General features: G+C 58.1%; 10 protein-coding genes and 1 riboswitch. Of the genes, 1 reads left to right on the plus strand and 9 read right to left on the minus strand.

Features of this window, described 5'->3' with window-relative positions:
- Nucleotides 1–230: 230 nt before the first annotated feature.
- The 8 genes from prsT to ACFOSU_RS13420 form a co-directional block, all read right to left on the minus strand.
- Nucleotides 231–3,053, minus strand: a complete 2,823-nt coding sequence (gene prsT / locus ACFOSU_RS13385; protein WP_380690423.1) for an XrtA/PEP-CTERM system TPR-repeat protein PrsT — start codon at nucleotides 3,051–3,053, stop codon at nucleotides 231–233.
- Between the two features lie 33 nt (nucleotides 3,054–3,086).
- Entirely contained in the window at nucleotides 3,087–4,439 is a 1,353-nt protein-coding gene (prsR, locus tag ACFOSU_RS13390; protein WP_380690425.1) for a PEP-CTERM-box response regulator transcription factor, read from the minus strand.
- Entirely contained in the window at nucleotides 4,436–6,538 is a 2,103-nt protein-coding gene (prsK, locus tag ACFOSU_RS13395) for an XrtA/PEP-CTERM system histidine kinase PrsK (RefSeq protein ID WP_380690427.1), read from the minus strand. The genes prsR and prsK overlap by 4 nt, the downstream gene beginning before the upstream one ends.
- A gap of 37 nt (nucleotides 6,539–6,575) precedes the next feature.
- The gene (locus tag ACFOSU_RS13400; protein WP_380690429.1) at nucleotides 6,576–7,982 is read right to left on the minus strand and encodes a TIGR03013 family XrtA/PEP-CTERM system glycosyltransferase; all 1,407 of its coding nucleotides are present in this window, start codon (nucleotides 7,980–7,982) and stop codon (nucleotides 6,576–6,578) included.
- Between the two features lie 375 nt (nucleotides 7,983–8,357).
- Complete coding sequence (locus tag ACFOSU_RS13405; protein WP_380690431.1) at nucleotides 8,358–9,068, minus strand: PEP-CTERM sorting domain-containing protein; 711 nt, start codon at nucleotides 9,066–9,068, stop codon at nucleotides 8,358–8,360.
- A 444-nt stretch (nucleotides 9,069–9,512) separates the two neighbouring features.
- Nucleotides 9,513–9,833: a PEP-CTERM sorting domain-containing protein gene (locus ACFOSU_RS13410; RefSeq protein ID WP_380690433.1), complete on the minus strand. Its 321-nt coding sequence runs from the start codon at nucleotides 9,831–9,833 to the stop codon at nucleotides 9,513–9,515.
- Nucleotides 9,834–10,173: 340 nt separating this feature from the next.
- Nucleotides 10,174–11,298: a non-hydrolyzing UDP-N-acetylglucosamine 2-epimerase gene (gene wecB / locus ACFOSU_RS13415; protein WP_380690435.1), complete on the minus strand. Its 1,125-nt coding sequence runs from the start codon at nucleotides 11,296–11,298 to the stop codon at nucleotides 10,174–10,176.
- Between the two features lie 189 nt (nucleotides 11,299–11,487).
- The gene (locus ACFOSU_RS13420) at nucleotides 11,488–14,049 is read right to left on the minus strand and encodes an RIFT barrel domain-containing protein (protein ID WP_380690437.1); all 2,562 of its coding nucleotides are present in this window, start codon (nucleotides 14,047–14,049) and stop codon (nucleotides 11,488–11,490) included.
- A 99-nt stretch (nucleotides 14,050–14,148) separates the two neighbouring features.
- Nucleotides 14,149–14,240, minus strand: a riboswitch (cyclic di-GMP riboswitch).
- A gap of 1,238 nt (nucleotides 14,241–15,478) precedes the next feature.
- On the opposite strand from ACFOSU_RS13420, the gene putA reads away from it, so the two are divergent.
- Nucleotides 15,479–18,724, plus strand: coding sequence for a bifunctional proline dehydrogenase/L-glutamate gamma-semialdehyde dehydrogenase PutA (putA, locus tag ACFOSU_RS13425; protein WP_380690439.1), 3,246 nt, complete (start codon nucleotides 15,479–15,481; stop codon nucleotides 18,722–18,724).
- A gap of 546 nt (nucleotides 18,725–19,270) precedes the next feature.
- Here the strand turns inward: putA and putP are convergent.
- Complete coding sequence (gene putP, locus ACFOSU_RS13430; protein ID WP_380690440.1) at nucleotides 19,271–20,764, minus strand: sodium/proline symporter PutP; 1,494 nt, start codon at nucleotides 20,762–20,764, stop codon at nucleotides 19,271–19,273.
- Nucleotides 20,765–21,319 lie beyond the last annotated feature (555 nt).

Raw genomic sequence — 21,319 nt, forward strand, 5'->3', positions numbered from 1 at the left:
TAGACTTATAAGCCTAGCGCAAATAGCATACTGAAAACGCTTCTAAAGCAGATCGGCAAGCACCAAAATCGCCGCTTTTCACGCGTGATCCCCTAAAACTCGCCAATCCCACCCCATCTGTATCAACACCAAAATTGATTCGATGAGTCATAATGGTGCCACAACTAAGATATCAATTCGCTTAACACAGCTTGTATCGGCGGCCAGCCCATTACCCTGAGCCTTTGCGCTCATGTATCAGGCTGCGAGTTTTGCAAGCGCTTAAGCAACGCCTGTGCCGACGCACGCTCATCAAAAGGCGCATCATCCTTCAAAATCTCGCCCAGGATCTTCCGCGCCTGCGCCTGATTGGCGGGATCTTTCGACACTGCGAGACCGAACGCGAGATGGTACTGGATGTTCGGGTCATCTGATAGGTCGGCAGCCGCCATTCTGAGCAGATCGACACCCTTCTTTACCTCGCCGCCACCGTTGACCAGTATCCAGCCTAATGTGTCCGCGATTGCGGGATTATCTGGTGCCGCATCGTGCGCACGTCGAGCATATTCCTCGGCGTCACCTTCCTTGCGCTGACTGCTGATGAGTGCCAAGTTATTGAGCGCGACCGCGTTACTACCGTCAATTGAAAGCAGATTCCGGTAGGCTTGCTCCGCCTTACCGACCTGATCGCTGGATTGGTACCACTGCGCAAGCCGGAGGGCCACGACAGTGTCCTGCGGGCGGCGCTTGAGCCAGTCGATCAACGACCCTTGCGGATGCTCTGCACCCGCTCGACGGCGCGTGTCGAAGAGCGCCAACGCCAGCGACTGATTCGGCTCGGCCCCGTAGGCAGTTGAATAGACTGCTGCCGCCTGATCGTACTTACCCAGAGTCGCCAATACCTGTGCCTTGAGTGTGTTAACGGACACACGATTTTGCTTATCAATCGGAATGTCCTGCACTGTCTTCAGCGCAGCATCGGCATCACCCATCTGAGCCTGCAATCGCGCAAGCACGCTGGCTGCAGGCAGAAAATCGGGGCGTTCCCGGCGTAAACGTTCCAATTGCTGCAAGGCACTGTCGCGATGCTGTTGCGCGATCTGCGCCTGGGCCAGATCAAGCCGATACGCGGGCTCATCTGGGGCCAATGCGGCCGCTTTGCTAAGGCTCGCTATCCCAGCATCGCCCTGACCGTCAGCCAGCAGAGCAACACCTTTAATGCGCGCAAAAGCGGCGTTAGCTGGTTGATCGGTCGCGAGTCTACTCGCGAGTTCCAACCCATCCGCGGTTCTTTGCGCAGCCAGATAGGATTGCACCAGCCTGAGTGCCAGCTCGCTGTTTTCGGGATGGGCAGCGTATGCTTTTTCTTGCCAAGAAATCGACTCGGCCTGCTTACCCTGCGCTGCCGCAAGTTGCGCTAATGCCAATTGAGCTTTCAAGTCGGACGGCGCCAGTTCAAGGACATGCGTCAGTGTGCGAGTTGCATCGGCGTATTGACCGAGGCGGGCGAAGATACCAGCCCGCGACAACAACAGGTCAGTGTTCTTCGGCTCGACCTCCAATGCACGATCCAGAGTTTTCCCTGCTGCGTCAGCATTCCCGATCGCGGTGTAGGTTCTTGCCAGCAAGCGCAGCCGAGCCACATCGTCTGCCGCTTCGCTTACCAGCTTCCTGGCCGTTTCAACAGCCTGCTCGGGACGCTGGTCGCGCAAATCGATGCCGATCCGTATGGTCGCGGCGCTGAGACTTTCGTCTGCATTTTCTGGAGTAAAACCATCCAGCAGGGCAAGAGCAGCCGACGTATTGCCAGTGCGGGCCATTGCAGCGGCCACATCGATTCGCAAGGCCGCGTCGCTGGACACCAATGGGGCACCACCGATCCGGCGCCGCGTCTTCGTTTCGCCGGGCTCATCCTTTCGGGACGCCATGGCTTGGGCAAGGAGCGCGCGAATCCCATCCGACCCGGGGTTGGAAGCATAGGCATCCTCAAGCATTCGGACGGCGCGATCATCCTCGTTGCGTTGCAGGTAAAGCGAGGCCAATAGCCTGAGCGCCGACACATCGTTTGGCGCAATCGTAATCGCCTGCTTGAGATAAAGCTCCGCCGCGTTCTTGTCGCCTTGCTCAAGTTTTATAGAGGCCAGCAACGTAAGGCTTCGCACACTGTTGGGTGCTGAGGAGAGCACACGCTGAAGATGCTGGCTGGCCTGATCGTAATTGCGCTCACGGATATCAATCAGCGACTGCAGATAATTCGCGTAGGCGCTCTGAGGGGCCTGTTTTACAAGAATTCCGATATTACGTTTGGCGTCGGCGACTTTTCCCGTCCGCAGCTGACAATCGGCAAGATAAGAACGGGATTCGAACAACTGGACCGGGGGTCCTGCGTCTTTCAGAGCCAGCAGCTTCTTGAACGCGGGCTCGGCCCGGCTACAATTATTTTCGGCATAGGCCATTCGGGCTGTCGCCTGCCATGCCGGCGCATATTGCGGAGCGCCACTCGTTGCCCTGCCAAGCAACGCTCGAGCGCGTTCCATGTCTTGCGCGCGGCTTGCGATATCAGCCTCGCCAACCAGCGCTGGGGCGTAATCCGGCTGCAACTCAAGTGATTTGTCAAATGCATCTTTCGCCGCGTCGACCTGATCGAGGGCCAGATGGGCCCTGCCTTGAAGCACCAATACCTCCGCGTCGGAAGCAGCGCCATCACCCAGCGCTTCCAGTGCCTGTTTGTATTCACCCTCGCCCAACAAAGCCTTGGCCATTGGCACGGCAACTGCGGCCGCATCGATCCCGTTGGCCGTTGCACGCCTGAATTGCTCTACGGCATCAGGGTAACGATAGGTCGCCAGCGAGACCCGCCCTAGCATCAACCAAGCCTGTGCGTTATCGCCCTGCTTCTGCAGCAGCGCCTTCAAGCGAATTTCAGCGTTGCGGTAATCGCCCTTTTCAAGGCTGTTTGATGCCTGCCCCAATCGCTCGGCAGTGCTCTGGGACAAGCCACATCCCGACATCAGCAGGGATACAAATATAACAAACAGTATCAGCAGTTTATTTGCTGTTATTTGATCGCGCATGAAAATCTTCACCTGGTGGCAACGCTAGGGCGATTACAAGTCGTGCTTGCGCATGAGGTCGTATAGCGCAGGCCGGGAAATACCCAATAATCGCGACGCCTTTGAAATATTCCCTTCCGCCGCGCGGATTCCCTTCTCGAGAGCAGCGCGCTCGGCTTCGTCGCGGACTTGTCGGAGATTGAGTTGCAGGTCTTCCGACTCCGTGCTGGGCGCATCGAGCCCTAGATCCTCCGGCGTGACGAAGCGACCGTCGGCCATAATGACACCGCGGTTGATCCGGTGTTCGAGTTCACGCACGTTCCCGGGCCAATCGTGACTATCTATCGCGCGAACAGCTTCGGGTGTGAGGCCCCGCAAGGCCTTTCCGTTATCTGTCACGGCCTTGTCAAAGAAGAACTTGGCCAGTAGGACCGCATCTCCTTCTCTGTCGCGCAACGCCGGAATATGAATCGTGATCTCCGAAATCCGGTAGTAGAGATCCTCCCGGAATGTACTCTGGCCGATCAATTCCGACAGATCCTGGTGAGTCGCGCAGATGACGCGCACATCCACCGGAATCTCTTCGCGCCCGCCTACCCGCTCCAGGACACGCTCCTGCAAGAAACGCAGCATCTTGGCCTGGAGCGCACTGTTCATGTCCCCGATCTCGTCGAGGAACAAGGTGCCGCCGTCGGCAAGCTCGACCTTGCCCCGGCTCTGTCGCGTAGCGCCGGTATACGCGCCTTTTTCGTAACCGAACAATTCACTTTCAAGCAGATTTTCGGGAATCGCGGCACAGTTGATTGCCACAAATCGAGAATCGGCCCGTGGACTGAGCCGGTGCAGTGCGCGCGCTAGCACTTCCTTGCCGACGCCCGTCCCCCCAAGCAACAATGTGGTGGCGTTGGTCGGCGCGACTTTTTCCACCTGCCGCACAATCTTCAACATGACCGGACTGGCGGCGATCAGGCCTTCCAGCGGGCTCGATGCTTGGCTTCGGAGATTGCGGTTCTGCTCTTCGATATGCCAGATATGGAACGCGCGTTCGATGATCATTCCGAGCACACCGGTGTCGACCGGCTTCTGGTAGAAATCATAGGCGCCGGTGGCCACGGCCCGCATGGCGTTCGATTCGTCGCCGTTGCCGGTGACCACGATCACCTTCGTCGCCGGGGCCAGCCGCAGGATATCGGCGAGGGTTTCCATCCCTTCTCGTACGCCGTCCGCTTCCGGCGGCAGCCCCAGATCGAGCAAGACGACCTGAGGCTCGTTCCGACGCAGGACCGTGATCGCACTTGCGCGATCCTCAGCAAAAATCAGTTCGTAGCTGTCGAAACTCCAGCGCAACTGCCGCTGCATGGCAAGATCGTCTTCCACGATCAAAAGGCGATCCGGTACGTTACTCATGCAGAACTCGCTTCGACGTCAGGCGCATTAATGCCCCGATTCGCCGCTGGGGTAAGGGGCAACACGATGGTGAATACAGTGCCGCGACCGGGTTCGCTTTCAACGATGACATCGCCACCGGCTGCACGCGCAAAATCCCGGGCCTGATAGGCGCCGATACCCATACCGCGGGCCGACTTCGTAGTGAAAAAAGGCCGAAACAGAGATTCGCGCACGAACTCCCGGGTCATGCCCGAACCGTTATCGCTGATACGAACACGCACCGTCTCGGCGTCCCCCTCCACGTTCACGTCGACCTTACCATCAGATGCCGTGGCTTCCTGTGCGTTACGTACGATGTGTTTGAGAACCATACTGAATTTTTCAGGGTCGACGTGCACGATCGCGCCGCAGGCCGAGCCGGAAAGAGTCGGCTCAGGATTGGTACCGACCAGTGACTCGACGACCGTGGCTACGGCCTGATCGATCACCACACGTCGCGTGTTGTCCTGATTAGAAGACGCCCTCTGCAGTTGATCAAGCAAACCTTTGAGGCGCTCGACCGAACTCTCGACCGTGAGGATCATATCGTCAATGAAGGCGGGATTATGCTTGTGCCGCGGCGCGTTCTGAATAACCAGCGATTGTTGTGCCGCAATATTCTTCAGATCATGCATGAGGAACGCCGTCAGTCGATTAACCGCCTCGAACTGGCGCGATTGCGCCAGCGCCTGATTGCTTTCCTGCTGGTCGAGAAAAACCCCGATCTGACGGCCCAGCGTTTTCAACAGGTCCAGGTCTTCCCAGGTCAGCGCGATAGCGGTCCGAGATGACGCGATCAACATGAAACCCAGCAGGGTCCGCTCCGAATACAGCGGCATTATGAGGCCGGCGCGCCGTATATCTTTAATCCATTCAGGTAATTGCAACCCCCCGTAGTGGGCGGGATGACCTTCGTATTCAGACAGGTCGATAATCCATTGTCGGTCGCGCAGAAACTCCGCAAAGGACGTGTCGCCGGGTTCACCAACTTCCGTGGCTTCAGGCATGTTCCAGTGCGACACGCAAGCAAATTCGCCCGATCGTTCCAACCACAGCGCGCCCGCAGGGCTTTCCAGCAATTGTGCGACCGCTCGAATGGCGCGTTCGTAGGGATCGGCCACCTCCGTGCTCTGACTCAGACGCCGCGTCAACGCCAGCCACTCTTCGCGATAATCGTATTTGTAATGGAAGAAATGCTTGTTGATCTGGACACGCGAATACGCCCGTGCTCGCCCCGACAGAAGCACGATCAAGAACAGCAATGACATCGCGGCCAGAAAGAGGACGGCGATCACCTTGCCCCAGTCGCCACCGAAGTTGCGAATGTAGTAGCTGCCGATGGCCATGATCAGCAGATAGCCTCCGCCCAATGTCAGGACACCTGTCCGGAAAGCCGCACGGTGGGAGAGGCGCAGGCGTGGCGACCATGTGGCAGCGCGCATGATCGCCAGGCCGATCAACGGCGCGACCAGCGCATTGACCGCGCCTCGAGCATTCCAGACCCCTATGTTTATATGCTCCGACAGCAGTGCGTAGGAATACATCAGGAAGTCGTAGAGAAATAGGGTGCCGACGGCGAGACAGAGATATTTCAACCCCCACCGGGCCGATTCCGAAGCCGAGCGATACACCTGTTCGAGCATGACCATGCCCCACAGAGACATGGCCGTGGCACCGCAGGCAAAGACATAGCTATGGTGCAACGTCACCGGCCCGAAGGTGCGGGTAGTCAACAGACGCCAAATAACGAACGCGGTCAGCAGTGCAGGCAATACGAGGGTGAAGGCGCGCCGGATACCCGCCGCCCACGACGCCCGGCGTCGTGGCAAAAGGGACGCAACCAGCACGAGCCATGCGCCATCGCGCAGCGTCTCACCTGCGTCGAGCACCGGCCCACCCAAGCCGAGGGAGGGTGCGGTAACGAGCAGAAAACACCACAACGCATTCGCCGCACAAGCCACCATGAGCAGCTGGAGCCAGCCATTGGAAGCGGCCATCGCCACCAATAGCAGCGTCAGACACAAAAACCCGACTCCGCCCAGCCCATGGGACAGCGCCCATATCTGACCAGCCGTCATTTTCGCTGCTCCCCACTCAAGCAACGATGGGCCATTGCTACCGACTGCCTTTTCTAAACATGATGACTTCGCAAGTGCCAATCAGAATGATCAGATCCAGAAACAGGCTGCGATTCTTGACATAATAAAGATCAAGCTGCAGCTTGCCCTTCGCATCGTCTTCCGATGCCCCGTATGGGTAGCCTAACTGTGCCCAGCCGGTAATTCCCGGCTTGACGCATTCACGAACCTCGTAATACGGGAGGCTCTTGGATAGCTGCGCCACAAACTCCGGCCGCTCCGGTCTAGGCCCAACCAGACTCATATCCCCACGCAGCACATTGATGATTTGAGGTAGCTCGTCCAGGCGATACTTTCGGATGTAGTGCCCTACGCGGGTAACCCTCGGATCCTCCTCAGTCGCCCATTGCGGCACGCCGGACGCCTCGGCGTCTGTACGCATGCTGCGGAACTTGTAGATCATGAAGTCCCGCCCCTGCCGTCCAACTCGGCGTTGAGAGAAAAAAACCGGTTGACGGAAACCATCCTCCATCATGATCGCGAGCGCCGTTGCAATCATGAAAGGAGAAAAAACAAGCAGCATTAGTGCTGAGACGACCACGTCAAGCGTGCGTTTCGCGCTTTCCTGCATGAAGTTGCGACGAAAACCGTACGAGAAGATAATCCAGCTAGGACTCAGGAGATCGGTTTTTACCTTACCGGTCTGGCGCTCGTAGAACGTGAGGGTGTCGATGACATTAACACCCGCGATCCGGCAATCGATAAGCTGATCCGCCGGAAAATTATGGCGACGATCATCCATCGCCACCACGATTTCATCAATCCGGTGTTTCCGCACATAACTCAGCAGCGAACCATCCAGCTTGCGGATCAGGTCCGAATCGACCTCCGACGTCTCACCCTCCGCCTCCACACATCCGACGAGGCTAAACAAGGTCTGATCGCTGCGACGCCGCATATAAGCAAGTATCGACGCGGCATTCGCACCCGCCCCATAAAAAAGCACACGCCAAGGCGTCTGTCGCTGATCCACAGCGAGATAAAAAGCCAGCTGCAGAACCAGAACTACAATGAGCGCGAGCAGGGTAGCAAGCGCAAGAACACCGCGCCCTAGATATAGTCCTGGAATCACGTAGAACGCAATACTCAGCGTCAACCACGCGAGGACGAAGCCTGCAACCACGCGGACGAGCAGCGGCACCTCTCGGTTCTGACGCTGGGGGCGATAAAGCCCCATTGCACTTAGACACAAGATGATGGTCGCCGCAAAGATGACAGCCTTCGGCAACAAGAACAGGAAGTCGTCCGTCAACGGAACGGTCTGCCCGATAAATCGAAGCAGAGCAGCCCAATACACGGAAAACACCAGGAACACGAACTGCACCGCACCCAGCATCAGGAATTTGACGTGTATGTAGTGATTGAAAACGCGCAGCGTATTCATCACCACGAGCACCTTAACCCAGCCGTTGTCGCTCGACTCTCCCCATTAAAATCCATTGAGAACGCACCCATCGCATGTAGCAAATCAACCGGCCGAACCCAGTTCCGCAAACAGTCTGAACCATTCAATCTACAAAACAAGTCGACCAGGCAGCTAGCCGTGACTCACGTTTTATGCTGGTTATCAACTGATCGCCCCGCCCCCATCAAGCACGCCGCACCATATATTCGAGTTGCGGGGTTCCTCGGACTCAACAGCTGTAAATATTTTCGACAAGTATACCCGATCAATACGCAAAAAAAAGCGGCCCTCCTTTGGGAGAGCCGCCGTAAGGGGCTAAAAGCCCCGCAATTAAAGGTTCTTTAACAAGGACGTTTAGCCGAGGTTGGAACCATTCTTGCGGCGATACGCCAAACCCACCATCATTAGGGCCAAGCCCAAGCCGAACACACCCATCTCACCCGGCTCCGGCACCGCCTGCTGGCTTGTCGTCTGAAGGTCTGCGGCTGTCAAGTCGCCGTTGAAGCCACCGTTCTCGAACGTGAGCATTTCGCTGCTGAAGTCAGTGCTAATGAACATGTACTCAGAACCGGGAGCGATACCGAAGTAGCTAGCCAGGCTATCATCAACCGAGTTCGAGCCATTGCCATTGAACGTGCCGCTACTATCGCCCTGGCGGGTAAACGACTGCGTACCGACAAACTGCCCGCTCAGGATGGTGCCATTGTCGACGAGCGTAGTGCCGCTGCCATCAACCACCGTTCCCTTCAACTCGAACGTACCGCCCGAGTTGAAAAGGTAGATCGCGTTACCGCCACCAGTATCAATCCTGTCACTGAAACCACCAGTGGTAAAATTCAGCAGGCAACCCTGACAATTCAGGCGCGAAACGCCATCGCCAGATACGTAGCTGAAAGTGATGTCATTGCCCGTCAGAGCGGTATTCCCGCCACTATAGCTCAGATCACCCGATGCTCTTGACTGCTCTTGGTCGAAGTTGATCGTAGCCGCATAGGCCGACGACATGCCAACGCCAATAAGGCCGATGGTAGCCACTGCGCCCAAGAAAGTCTGCATAATTTTCATTCTGTAACTCCGTGCCTCTCGGCGTGATATTTGCGGGATTCAAGCCCTGCCGGTCGCAGATCCATGAATCTTCAAAAAGGTTAAAGCAACAATGGTGCCATCTTTTATACAAGTTGAAAAAAATTTTATATCACTGTTTTTTATATGTTTTTTTCAATCCAACGGAAAACCTTTGTCACCCTTCCGACAGTACTTGAAAGAAATCCCGACATGCCTGGTAATGCTGAATTAACTCCTGAAAGCTGCCGCTCATGCCTGCCGCAGGTCAAAATCTCGATCATGCATTAACTATGGGCTAGACCTAACGCCCCGCCCATGAATCAAATCGCGCCGCACGCATATTGAATGTGGAAGCACAAAAAAATCAGGCGACCGTAGTCGCCTGATTAAGGATTATCGCTTATACCACCCGACGCCGTTGCGCTAGGCGATAGATCCCACTTGCTAGCGGAAATCAGCCCGTTTGCTACGTCGACGCCAAAGGCTTGCGCCCATCAGCATCAGCAACGCGCCACCGAATAAGGTGATAGACGAAGGTTCCGGCACGCCCAGCTGCGGGCGCTGTCCCGCAACACCATTCCCAGAGTACGAGTTCGACGCGACGCGCTCGCCGCTAGCCGACATGGTGCTGCCCGAAGTCAGGTAATCCGCACCTTGGAGATAGCTTGATCCGTCTCCTGTGTTCGCGGCTGCGGCGCCCGATACGCAGGCGATCGACATCACCACGACAGTCAGCAAACTCAGTTTAGTGACTTGGTTACGCATATCATCAATCCTCACATCAAAATTCGATCAGCCGCCACAGCGTGGCGAACTTTTGGCTGGACAGCATTCAAAGCGTCTGGTTCCTGATCAAGCAATTATTGCGCCACAATGGAGGCATCAACTAAATCAGCAAGTTATCCGAAACACGTGGGGCAGACGAGTTTTAACTCGAACTGTTCGTAATTTATCCCGACACCCACAGCCAACAGTGTTATTACTTACCGTCCGCGTAGCCCTTGTCCTTTCACTCAGCGCTACTTTGTCTGTGCCAATGCCATATAGACAAGTGGCAATGCAGGACTAGGCCTGCCACATGCGCGCATTGATGTTAACGATACCTTCACACTTCGGCAATCACACGTTGATCCATCCTGGCATGCTTTCTCAGACTCTCAACAATACGTGGCGCGGCGCGACCATCCCATAACTCGGGCGATGGCTTGGCCGCATCAGCGGTTGCCAAGGCTTCTACCAACGCGTCCAGCAGCTTTTCAGGCTTCACCAACTGGTTGGTGCCTTCGGTCAGAGTGATTGGCCGTTCGGTGTTGTTACGTAGCGTCAAGCACGGAATGCCCAGATAGGTCGTTTCCTCCTGAATACCGCCAGAATCAGTTATTGCGACACGTGCCCGGGTAACCAGGCTCATGAATTCGATATACCCGAGCGGATCAATCAGGTAAATATCATCGGCGGCCGCCAGTCGCGCGATCAGGCCCGTACTTTCAAGCCGACCGCGGGTGCGCGGATGCACGGCAAAGATCAGAGGCAGATGCCTGCTCGCTGCCACGAGTTGATTCACAAGTATCGCAAGGATATCCGGGTCGTCGACGTTCGAGGGTCGATGCAGGGTTACGACGCCGAATTCCTCCACCAACAATCCGAGACGCGCGGCGGCGTTCGCCGTTTTGATCTTGTCGCGAACCAGTTCGAAGGCATCCAGCATGATATTGCCGACGAAATCGATCTTATCGACGGGCACACCCTCGGCGATCAGATTCTCGTCTCCATCTTTGGATGGCGTCCAGAGGAGGTCGACGATTGCATCTGTCACCAGGCGGTTGATTTCTTCGGGCATGCTGCGATCGCGACTGCGCAGACCTGCTTCGAGATGGGCGACACGTATCCCCAGTTTGACGGCAGCCAGCGCGCAGGCGACGGTCGAATTCACGTCTCCGACGACGATAACCCAATCCGGAGGTGTCGATAGACAAACCCGCTCGTAGGCAGCCATCACTTTGCCGGTTTGTTCGGCGTGTGAGCCACTGCCGACTTCGAGATGAATATCCGGCGCCGGAAGAGAGAAATCCTCGAAAAAAGAATCTGACATGTTGGCGTCGTAGTGCTGACCGGTGTGGATCAATCGCACGTCGCACCACTTGGCTGCCTTCAAAGCGTGGTAGAGCGGCGCGACCTTCATGAAATTGGGGCGCGCCGCCGCTATCAGATCAACACGTATGTTATTCAAACAACTCTCCGGGAATTCGTAGGGCCAGGAAGTCTACAGCGCATCAATGAACGCGCAATGACTCTTGGTCGATAGGCCCACGGAGCTTAGCGCCATCGGAAGCACTGTTCCACCATACCGACACCACCGAGCTGCCGTACCTTTTCCCGCGCTACGGCCGTGTCCAGCGTCAACCCCTACCAGAACATCCTAATAGCGTGGTACGACAGCAAAGTTCGGATTCTTCGCATAATCAGGCTTGATCGTCCGTCCATCGAATAACTTCCATGCTTCGCGACCGTTTTCAACGCCACTTTGCGCGGCCATTGCAAGACCAATCTGAAAATTGGACGGAAAGCCGGTCGGCGAAAACGCGTAACCAACCATCTGGCCGATCCTGTAAGTCGTCTTCGAATCGCTTAGCTCATTTACCATCGGCTGAGAGTTGCATTTCAGTCCGTCGAGTTGCGGGAAATTGACCTTGTAGACGGTCTGGATATCAGGGTACAGCTGAGAGCTTTCGGCATCCCTGATGCGCAAATTGTAAGCAGAGGCCAGCAGCCAGCAAAAGCCGCTATCGGGATTGACTTTCCAGTCCGTCATACGCGCCACTTGGAATTCGCCAAACCACTTCACCAACTCGAGCGCATTGGGCATTTCCTGATCCGCGGCATGGCCGAGCGACCACGTCCAGAAGTCCGCTTGCCAAGGGGCCACCCCCACTTTCTTTTGCCCACCCGCGGAGTAAATAACGGCACCAGAGTTGGCTGTAACGTGGAGGGGGTTTTTGGTGTCATCTTCGAGATAGCTATCACTGTAGTCGGACAGAATATTCGACATGAGCCCTTCGAAGTACGCCTTCATCGGATCGTCATCCGGTGTAGCGAACGCCGCATCCGAAATACTGCGCAACGACCAAGCCTGCCCACGCACCTGACTCTGTGCCTTAAGCAACACACCCTTGTCAAAATCACGGTATCCAGGGTTAGCCCAGAGTTCGATATACGATGCCGTGAATTGCATCTCCTCAAGATAGTAGTAATCACCAGTCGTAAGATAAGGCACATAGCCAATTGACGGATGGTGAGCAATATCAAAGCTTAGCGGCGTGCTGCAACTACCGGTGCAATCGGTGAGAAAATCGCGACGGTATTGTGGATTGCCTGCGCGGCTAGCGAAGCTCTTGGCCGCAATAGTGACGTAGGGATGACGGGAAATTTCAAGCGGCCGCCCGGTTTCGCCGTCACGGTAATGAAACGAGTAGCTACCCACGGCATCGTCATTGGCGAGCATCCACCGAAATGCCCGCCGATCGCCGGATACGGCATACGAGGACGTCCACCGGGGCAGCGGTCCAATTGCAGCTTGGGCGCCGGTGCTTCCCATTTTGGGCGTCTGGTCGCCATGAGACATTGGCGGATAGCTCTTGGCGACGCCATTGAGAAACGACTCAGGTGGGGAGAGCTTGGCGTAGCGCGAAATAGCGCCGGAGTTCTGCAGATAATCCGTATCGATACGAGCATACAAGCCCGGATCGCCCTGCCACCACAACACCTTATGCCAGCGCGCGTGATGATAATGCTTCAGGTCATCAACATCGTAATTCTGCGAACCCACCTGGATGCTCGCGCTGTAGTCGATGTTCTCGGATGTTTTCGCATAGGCCCAGTTATTTTCGAACACGGTATCCACGCGCACACGCTCGATCGCACCATCCTCACCGGCATAAGCGCGAACATTGAAATAGACGTTGAGTCCCGCCAAGGCCTCGTTCCCAGATATGACCTGCCCACTCACAATCCATTCGGACGCCAACGGCCCGTCGAGCCATTGTTTGCAATTCTTGCTCCATGCCGAGCAATTGCCGGACTGGGACACGGTCTGCAAGAGATCGTGTGCGCTGATTTTGTAGTTGCCCGCGCCCGAGGCTTTTACATCGACCTGCGCGTCGAAGCCGCTGCCCAGAACGTCAGACAAAGTGATCGCGTTTTCCGGCCGTGTCTGCGCATCCCGCGCCTGAGGGATTACATTAATGGATAACCGCTTCGGCGACCCATCACCCACGTCGGACATACGGGCCGTGATTACCGCATGACGCAAGGATCCATCGGCCCAGGTCGCTTTCTTATCAACCTGCATCGGGACCTGACCGCCATCGACAGTGCCGACCAAAGCACTGCCAGCAGGAACGTCTCCTTTGGCAAACACCTGACCAAAAGTGATCGAATCGGATGAGGAGCGACGATCGGTTTCGCCGATAATCGCTACATTGACCACGGAAGCGGCGCCAGCAATATCGGCGGTGTCGGCCGTATCTTCCTCCTCCTCTTCTTCCTCTTCACCTGCAGATGAATTCGGAGAGTCTCTGGACACTTGGTCATCATCCAAGTCAGCATTCTGGTTGGACTCTCCGTCTTGGTCAGACTGATCCGAGCGGCCATCGTCGCTGTTTCCGGCCTCCGGCGTTGAGCCCACCCCTTGGCCTGCCCCGGAGCCCGGGCTCGGTTTCGCGCTTCCATCCGGATCGGAATCTAGATCCGACCCGGCGTCATCTTCGGATCCGGCCCCGTCGGCATCGCTGCCGCTTTGACCTTGATCCACTTGATCACCATCTTCGGCAGGCGCGCTGTCGCTATCCACGGGGGGCAGGAACGCACTTTGCGACGATGAAGAGGAGGATTCGTTGTCTGAGCCGTCTCCGGACCCCGATCCGCCGCAAGCAGCGAGCGAGCCGCACAGAAGAATGACAATCAGAAAATAGCGAGAATGCATATGTCGGTCCATGCTGAATTGGCATGTTCCGACGCGCGGATAAGCGAGATCGCCACGGCGGAACCTTGATTACTCAAAATTGCCGTAGCACTGGATGCTCACGGCAGCCCGGCGATCATGGCGTGCACTCCGCACGCTTTAGACCCGTGGCTTTGCGTCGCAACCTTTCGGAAGCTTTGCCTTTGTCGTTAACTTCATGAACTAGCTGCCCTGAAGCTCGTTAGCCTCGTGACAAACTGTCCCTATTCAATTTCCGAAGGATTCCCCGGAGCTCGGTCGAGTCGAGCCCCGGTTGTGTACAACCCTTCACATCACCCAAAGTGAATTGATCGCCCCCTCGGTCAGTCTATCGACCATCGGTCGCGCTACTTAAGGCGAGGCCCCTTGGTCATAGACAAGTACGCCTGGAGTCTGAGCTTGCCGACTGCCGGTCTCTATTGAGGCGAATCATTAGCAATCAAAGGCCTCCGCGAGGAGCTCCGCGCGATAACTCACTTTAGTGGCGACGTAAAAAAGATTCCTTTTCACCCGATTTCTGCACTCCGTCGCTACCATTTATCAAATACTCGACCACATCGCTGCAAGCACACCGGTACGGCGTGCTCAAAAGCGATCGCAACTCGCACACGGCCATCACAACGACGGCGGCAACTGCATAAGGCTGGCGAGGTGACGGACGAAGTCGCTTGTCGGTGACTTAGATCAATGGCCGAACAAGTGGCTTGATAACCCTATCGGTGACATGGGCCGAAAAGAACCTGTCTGCCCCCCTGCCAGTGGGCATTCCAATCAGCCGACGACCACGCCGGGAGCATCGCATGCCTCAACCGGCGAGCCGTCGGCGCGATTCGCTACCGCCCGCCCATCAATGCACGCGTCAGCAACACCGTAATTGTTACTTGCCGATTTCCGGAGCGGCCGTTATCGGCACGCTTGCCGAATGTCCGCCCCGCCGCGCATCGCTGTGATAACGGAGCTTGCCGGGGCCCATAGCACCCAGTTCCGGGACGCACTCGAGACCGCTTGTCAGGAGGCCTATATCGCCGGGACGCCGGACCGACGATCCACTCAAGCAGCCCCCGTCTTCCAGCCAGCATGGGTCGCCGCCTCGTCATGCCTTATCTAAAGCCAGGATTACGACGCTCAGATAGCGCAGGTACCCATCTCGCTTGCTCGCAAAGATAAATGTCCGACTACTCTTCCGACATACACATCTGTAATCGGGCTGCCTCTGCTCGATACCTGAGCGCCTACGCCAATTAACTGACGTGCCGACGGTTTTAGCTTGGGCTTTGCTGTGCGAGGCAGCCCTGATTGACTGAATCAATCGACCGGGCTTTCGCATAACCAGCGCATTCCACGCGCGCAGCGTTCGACAGTCCACGGGGCACACGTTAGATTGAAATCCAATTCGATATCTCGCGCTTTTATGGATTATTCCCGACCCAGCCAGATCGACGACGCCGCCTATCGCGGGGTGATCGAAAATTATCGCTGCGACGAGGCTGAGCAGCTCCGTCGGCTCATCGACATAGCCCGGCTCGATACGAAAGCCAGCCGTGAAATCGAGACCCGCGCCGGCAAGCTCGTGCAGGCCGTACGCGACAAGAACGCGCATGGCAGCGGTATCGACGCCTTCATGCATGAGTATGAGTTGTCGAGTCAGGAAGGCGTGGTGCTGATGTGCCTGGCCGAAGCGCTGTTGCGTATCCCGGACGACGCGACCGTCGACAAACTTATCGACGACAAGATCGGCGGCTCGAACTGGGAATCCCATCTGGGCGAGTCCAAATCGTGGTTCGTGAATGCCTCCACCTGGGGCCTGATGCTGACCGGGCGCATCCTGCGCCACGAGGACGCGCCACAGCGTAATTTCCGCAACGTTCTGCAGCGGCTGGTCAAGCGTAGCGGCGAGCCGTTCATTCGTCAGGCCGTCAGCCAGGCGATGCGGATCATGGGCAAACAGTTCGTGATGGGGCGTACGATCGAAGAAGCGATCAGCAACGCCCGGTCGCTGGAAAAGCGCGGCTATACCTATTCTTACGACATGCTGGGCGAGGCCGCCCGCACCGACAAGGATGCACAGCGCTACTACGACGACTACTACCACGCGATCGAGGCCTGCGGCAGCGCCAGCAAGAATCTAGGGCCCGAGAAATCGCCCGGCGTGTCGGTCAAGCTGTCGGCGCTGCACGCCCGCTATGAGCTCGCCCACCGCGAGCGCGTGCACAAGGAACTGCTGCCGCGCCTGCTCAAGCTCGCCCGCCTGGCGGCCAGCAAGAACATCAATCTAACCATCGATGCCGAAGAGGCTGCGCGCCTGGATCTGTCGCTGGAACTGTTCGCCTGTGTCTCGCAGGAAGACGATCTGTCCGACTGGCAAGGCCTTGGCCTCGCCGTGCAGGCTTACCAGAAGCGTGCCCTCGACGCGATCGACTGGCTCGCGGACCTGGGCAAGCGCCACAACCGACGCATCATGATCCGGCTGGTGAAAGGCGCGTACTGGGACACCGAAATCAAGCACGCCCAGGAAGCCGGCCTCGACGGCTATCCGGTATTTACCCGCAAGGTCAATACCGACGTGTCGTTTCTGGCCTGCGCCCGTCGCATTCTCGACAACCCGGATGTGTTCTACGGCCAGTTCGCGACCCACAACGCCCACACCATGTCTTATATCCGTGAGCTGGTCGGCGACCGCGAGGACTACGAATTCCAGCGTCTGCACGGCATGGGCGAAGCGCTCTACGAACAGATCGTCGAAAAGACACAGCCGAACGGCACGCCGCGCGCGGCCTGTCGGATCTATGCACCAGTCGGCGCGCATGAAGATCTGCTGGCCTATCTGGTCCGCCGCCTGCTCGAGAACGGCGCCAACAGCTCGTTCGTGAATCGACTGGTGGACGAGGACGAACCGGTCGAAGAGATCGTGGCCGACCCGGTGGCCACGGCCACCAACCAGAAATCCGCCACCCATCCGAAGATCGCCCTTCCACACGATCTCTACGGCACGCGCCGACCCAACGCCCGCGGCGTGGATCTGTCCGATATCCGCGAACTCGATGCGCTTGCCAAGGGCATGCGCGAAGCCGATGCCCGTGTGTGGCGCGCCGCGCCGCTGATCAACGGCCTGGTCAACGGCAAGAAAGCCGGCGCCGGACAGGCAGACGACCAGCGCAAGAATGCGATCGCCGTGAAGTCACCCGCCGACAACGAACGCACCGTGGGTGACGTGGTCTGGGCAACGGCTGACGATATCGACGCGGCACTCGCTTCCGCAGCCGAGGCTGCCGACGGCTGGAGCGCCACGCCGGGCCGCGAACGTGCGGCCTGTCTGCGTCGCTATGCCGATCTGCTTGAAGAACATACCGCCGAACTCGTGGCGCTGTGCGCACGTGAGGCCGGCAAGCATATCCCCGACGGCATCGCCGAAGTACGCGAAGCGGTCGATTTCTGCCGCTATTACGCCTGTCAGGTCGAAGACGAGTTCGACGGCGAACATGTGCTCCCCGGCCCTACCGGCGAGCGCAATACCTACCGCTTGCACGGGCGCGGCGTTTTCGTGTGCATCTGTCCCTGGAATTTCCCGCTGGCTATCTTTACCGGCCAGGTGACCGCCGCACTCGCGGCCGGCAACGCGGTAATCGCCAAGCCGGCGGAGCAATCCAGCCTGATCGGCGCCCGCGCCGTGGCCCTCATGCACAAGGCCGGTATTCCGACCGACGTGCTGCATCTGCTACCGGGCGATGGCCCGAGCGTGGGCGCCAAGCTGGTCGCGGATCGCCGCGTGGATGGCGTCGCATTTACCGGGTCACTGGCAACGGCCAAGGCCATCAACAAGACACTCGCCGAGCGTGACGGCCCGCTCATTCCGCTGATCGCCGAGACCGGTGGCCAGAACGCGATGATCGTGGACTCCTCCGCGCTGATCGAACAGGTCGTCGCCGACGTGATCAAGTCGGGCTTTCAGAGCGCCGGCCAGCGCTGCTCTGCTCTGCGCGTGCTCTATGTCCAGAACGATATCGCCGATACGCTGCTGGACATGCTCTCCGGCGCCATGGCGGAACTGTCGATCGGCGATCCCTGGAAACTGTCGACCGACGTGACGCCGGTGATCGACGCCGAGGCACGCGACGGACTGACCCAGTACGCCGAGCAGGTCGACGGCACGCTAGATACGGTCTACTGCTGCCGGCTCGGGGATACCACCCGACGCGGTACCTTCTTCGCGCCGCGCACATTGGCACTCAAGAACAGCAGCCAACTCGGCGACGAACAGTTCGGCCCGATCGTGCACGTCGTACGCTTCGAGGCCGACGAACTCGACGCCGTGGTCGACGCCATCAACGGGCTGGGCTATGGCCTGACCTTCGGCATTCACAGTCGTATCGACACCACGGTCGAGCGGGTGATTCGCCGTATCAAAGTCGGCAACGCCTACGTCAACCGCAACATGATCGGCGCGGTGGTCGGCGTGCACCCGTTCGGGGGCGAAGGCCTGTCCGGCACCGGCCCGAAGGCTGGCGGTCCGCATTATCTGCATCGTTTCGCAACCGAGCGTGCGGTCAGCCGCGACACCACCGCCGCCGGCGGCAACGCCTCGCTGATGTCGCTGGAAGAAGACGAACCGACACGCCATTCGCTCTTGACGCCGGAGCCACAGCGCTACGCCGGGTAACCGGCAACGCACAAGAGAACTTGCGGCGCCCCTTGGGCAGAGCGGCCAGTTTCTGACGCCCGCCCCAGGGGCTCCAGCCGTTGCCGGCATTCAGCACAACCGATAGACGTTGCGCCCGCCCTGCATCGGCGCGCTTCAATGCACGCGCAACGCATTAAGCAGGTAGAACCAAGATGGTGGCCCACGGTATCGACCAGGCCGGACCCAACACCGTCCGGCTCAATCGGCAACATACGGCAAGCCAACGGCCACGGTTCGGATTCGACCGGAAGATACACGCGCTCAAACCGATATTGGAATAGACCTCTTTCGCGGTTCGATCACGCGGGTCGCCTGAGCGGGTCGGCGACGATGGAAGTCTTGTGTCATGCCAGCGGCGGGCTTACGTCGCCTCTGGCCTGCGCAAGCACAAAAACAGCCGACGGCGTCAACTATCTTGCCGTCGGCCCCGCATTACGCGGCTACTTCCCGGATGCCGTCGTACCGGCTTGTTCCCAACGCGACCCCCACGGCCTCAGCGGCCATGGGGGACATATCCGCCCAGGCTTAACTGGCCTCAACGGCTCGGAACTCTCCGGTCGACTCGGTCGCCAGGCTGACGAAATAGATCGCAGCCCAGGCCGCGATGAAGCCCGGAATGATTTCGTAGATGCCGGGCAACCCGAAGAAGCTGCTGTTCCAGCCTAGGGCAATCCAGACGATCACGGTGACCGCACCGGCTACCAGACCGGCGACAGCCCCGGCGCCCGACATGCGTGGCCACATCAGTGACAGGATGATCAGCGGCCCGAACGCCGCGCCGAAGCCGGCCCAGGCGTTGCTGACGAGCCCCAGAACTTCCGAATTGGGATCGCTCGCAATGAACGCTGCCACGACACCGACCAGCAATACGCTGATGCGTCCAATCATCACCGCTTCGCCCTCGCTGGCTTCCTTGCGCAGAAACAGGCGATAGAAATCTTCGGTCAGCGACGACGACGCAACCAGCAGCTGGCTGGAGATCGTGCTCATGACCGCCGCCAGCAGCGCTGCATACAGGAAGCCGGTAACGAACGGATTGAACAGCAGATCCGCCAACACGATGAATATCGTTTCCGAGTCCTCGACGTTCAGCCCGTTACGAACTGCATAGGCGCGGCCGAATATACCGAGAGATACCGCGCCGATCAGCGAAATGCCCATCCACGTCATGCCGATATTACGTGCCGTCGGCACTTCCGAAACAGAGCGGATCGCCATAAAACGCACGATGATATGCGGCTGTCCGAAATAGCCCAGCCCCCAGGTCACGGCCGAGAAGAACCCGATAACAGTCAACCCGCTTGTCCAGGACAGAAAATTCGGGTCGACCTGGGCCAGCGTTTCCGACGCCTGCCCATAGCCGCCGCCGCCGCTACCGAACAACACCACGGCGGGCATGATGATAAGCGCCAGCATCATGATGACGCCCTGGCAGAAATCGGTGAGGCTGACTGCCAAAAAGCCGCCCACCACGGTATAGGCCAACACAACGGCAAGCGTGCCCCACACGCCGACCGAGTAGTCGCTGAACGAGCCGATGTTGACGACTTCCCCAAAAGCGCTCTGGACGAGTTTGCCGCCCGCCACCAGCCCGGACGCGGTATAGACCGAAAAGAAGACGACGATAATAATCGCCGATACGGTCCGCAGCGCCATCGCTTTACTGGGAAAGCGATTGGACAGAAATTGCGGAATCGTCAGGCTATTGTCGTAGCGCTCGGTCTGTTCGCGCAGGCGCGGCGCCACGACGATCCAGTTGACGAAGGCACCAACGAACAGGCCGATACCAATCCACGCTTCCACCAGACCGGAGGCATAAAGCGCCCCGGGCAACCCCAGAAGAAGCCAGCCGCTCATGTCCGAAGCACCCGCGGAAAGCGCCGCCACCGCTGGGCTGAGTTGCCGCCCGCCCAGCATGTATTCTTCCGACGACGACGTTGACTTACGCCAGGCATAAAACCCGATGCCGATCATCAGGCCAAAATAAAGAAGCAGACTGATCCAAACCCCGATTGCCATGAAATCCCCCTGTAGCTCGATTGAAACTTGAACCACAATTCCACATTCGACTCGTCATGTGAAGCGTAACGCTTGGCATCCACTGCCTTTCGCTGCATGTCCGGCTACTACAGATCCGGCGAACCTACTCCTCGAACACATCCGCAAACTCTGCCTGAGTTCCAACGATCGCCGGAACGAGACGAACTGGCGTGATCGCGCGGCGTTGCCGGGGCCCTGCTGTAAATCACCCGATCAGGCCAGAGATCGGTGTGTCCGGAAGATTCGCGTACTGGGACTAATGTCTTAGGCGTGCGACGTCGCCCGCGCCGCGTGCGCGCGAATATTTCTGTTCTTACGCTAGGCTTTCGGCCCCGTCGGTTCAATGACCAGCGGCGCCGTCGTCGTCCGACGCGTAGCTCTGATTCACCGCATCGCCCCGGCGATTTCGGCTACGGAGAAGCCGCTGTCGGAGGCCGTACGTCGGCCCGACCTCGGTTAAGGCGAGAACCGGTCGCGATACCAGAAGACCGAGAAGCCAGACTCGGCTTCCGGTGAAAAGCTCCCGTCCGAACG

It is taken from the genome of Salinisphaera aquimarina (genome assembly GCF_042643355.1).
GTDB classification, from domain to species: Bacteria; Pseudomonadota; Gammaproteobacteria; order Nevskiales; family Salinisphaeraceae; genus Salinisphaera; species Salinisphaera aquimarina.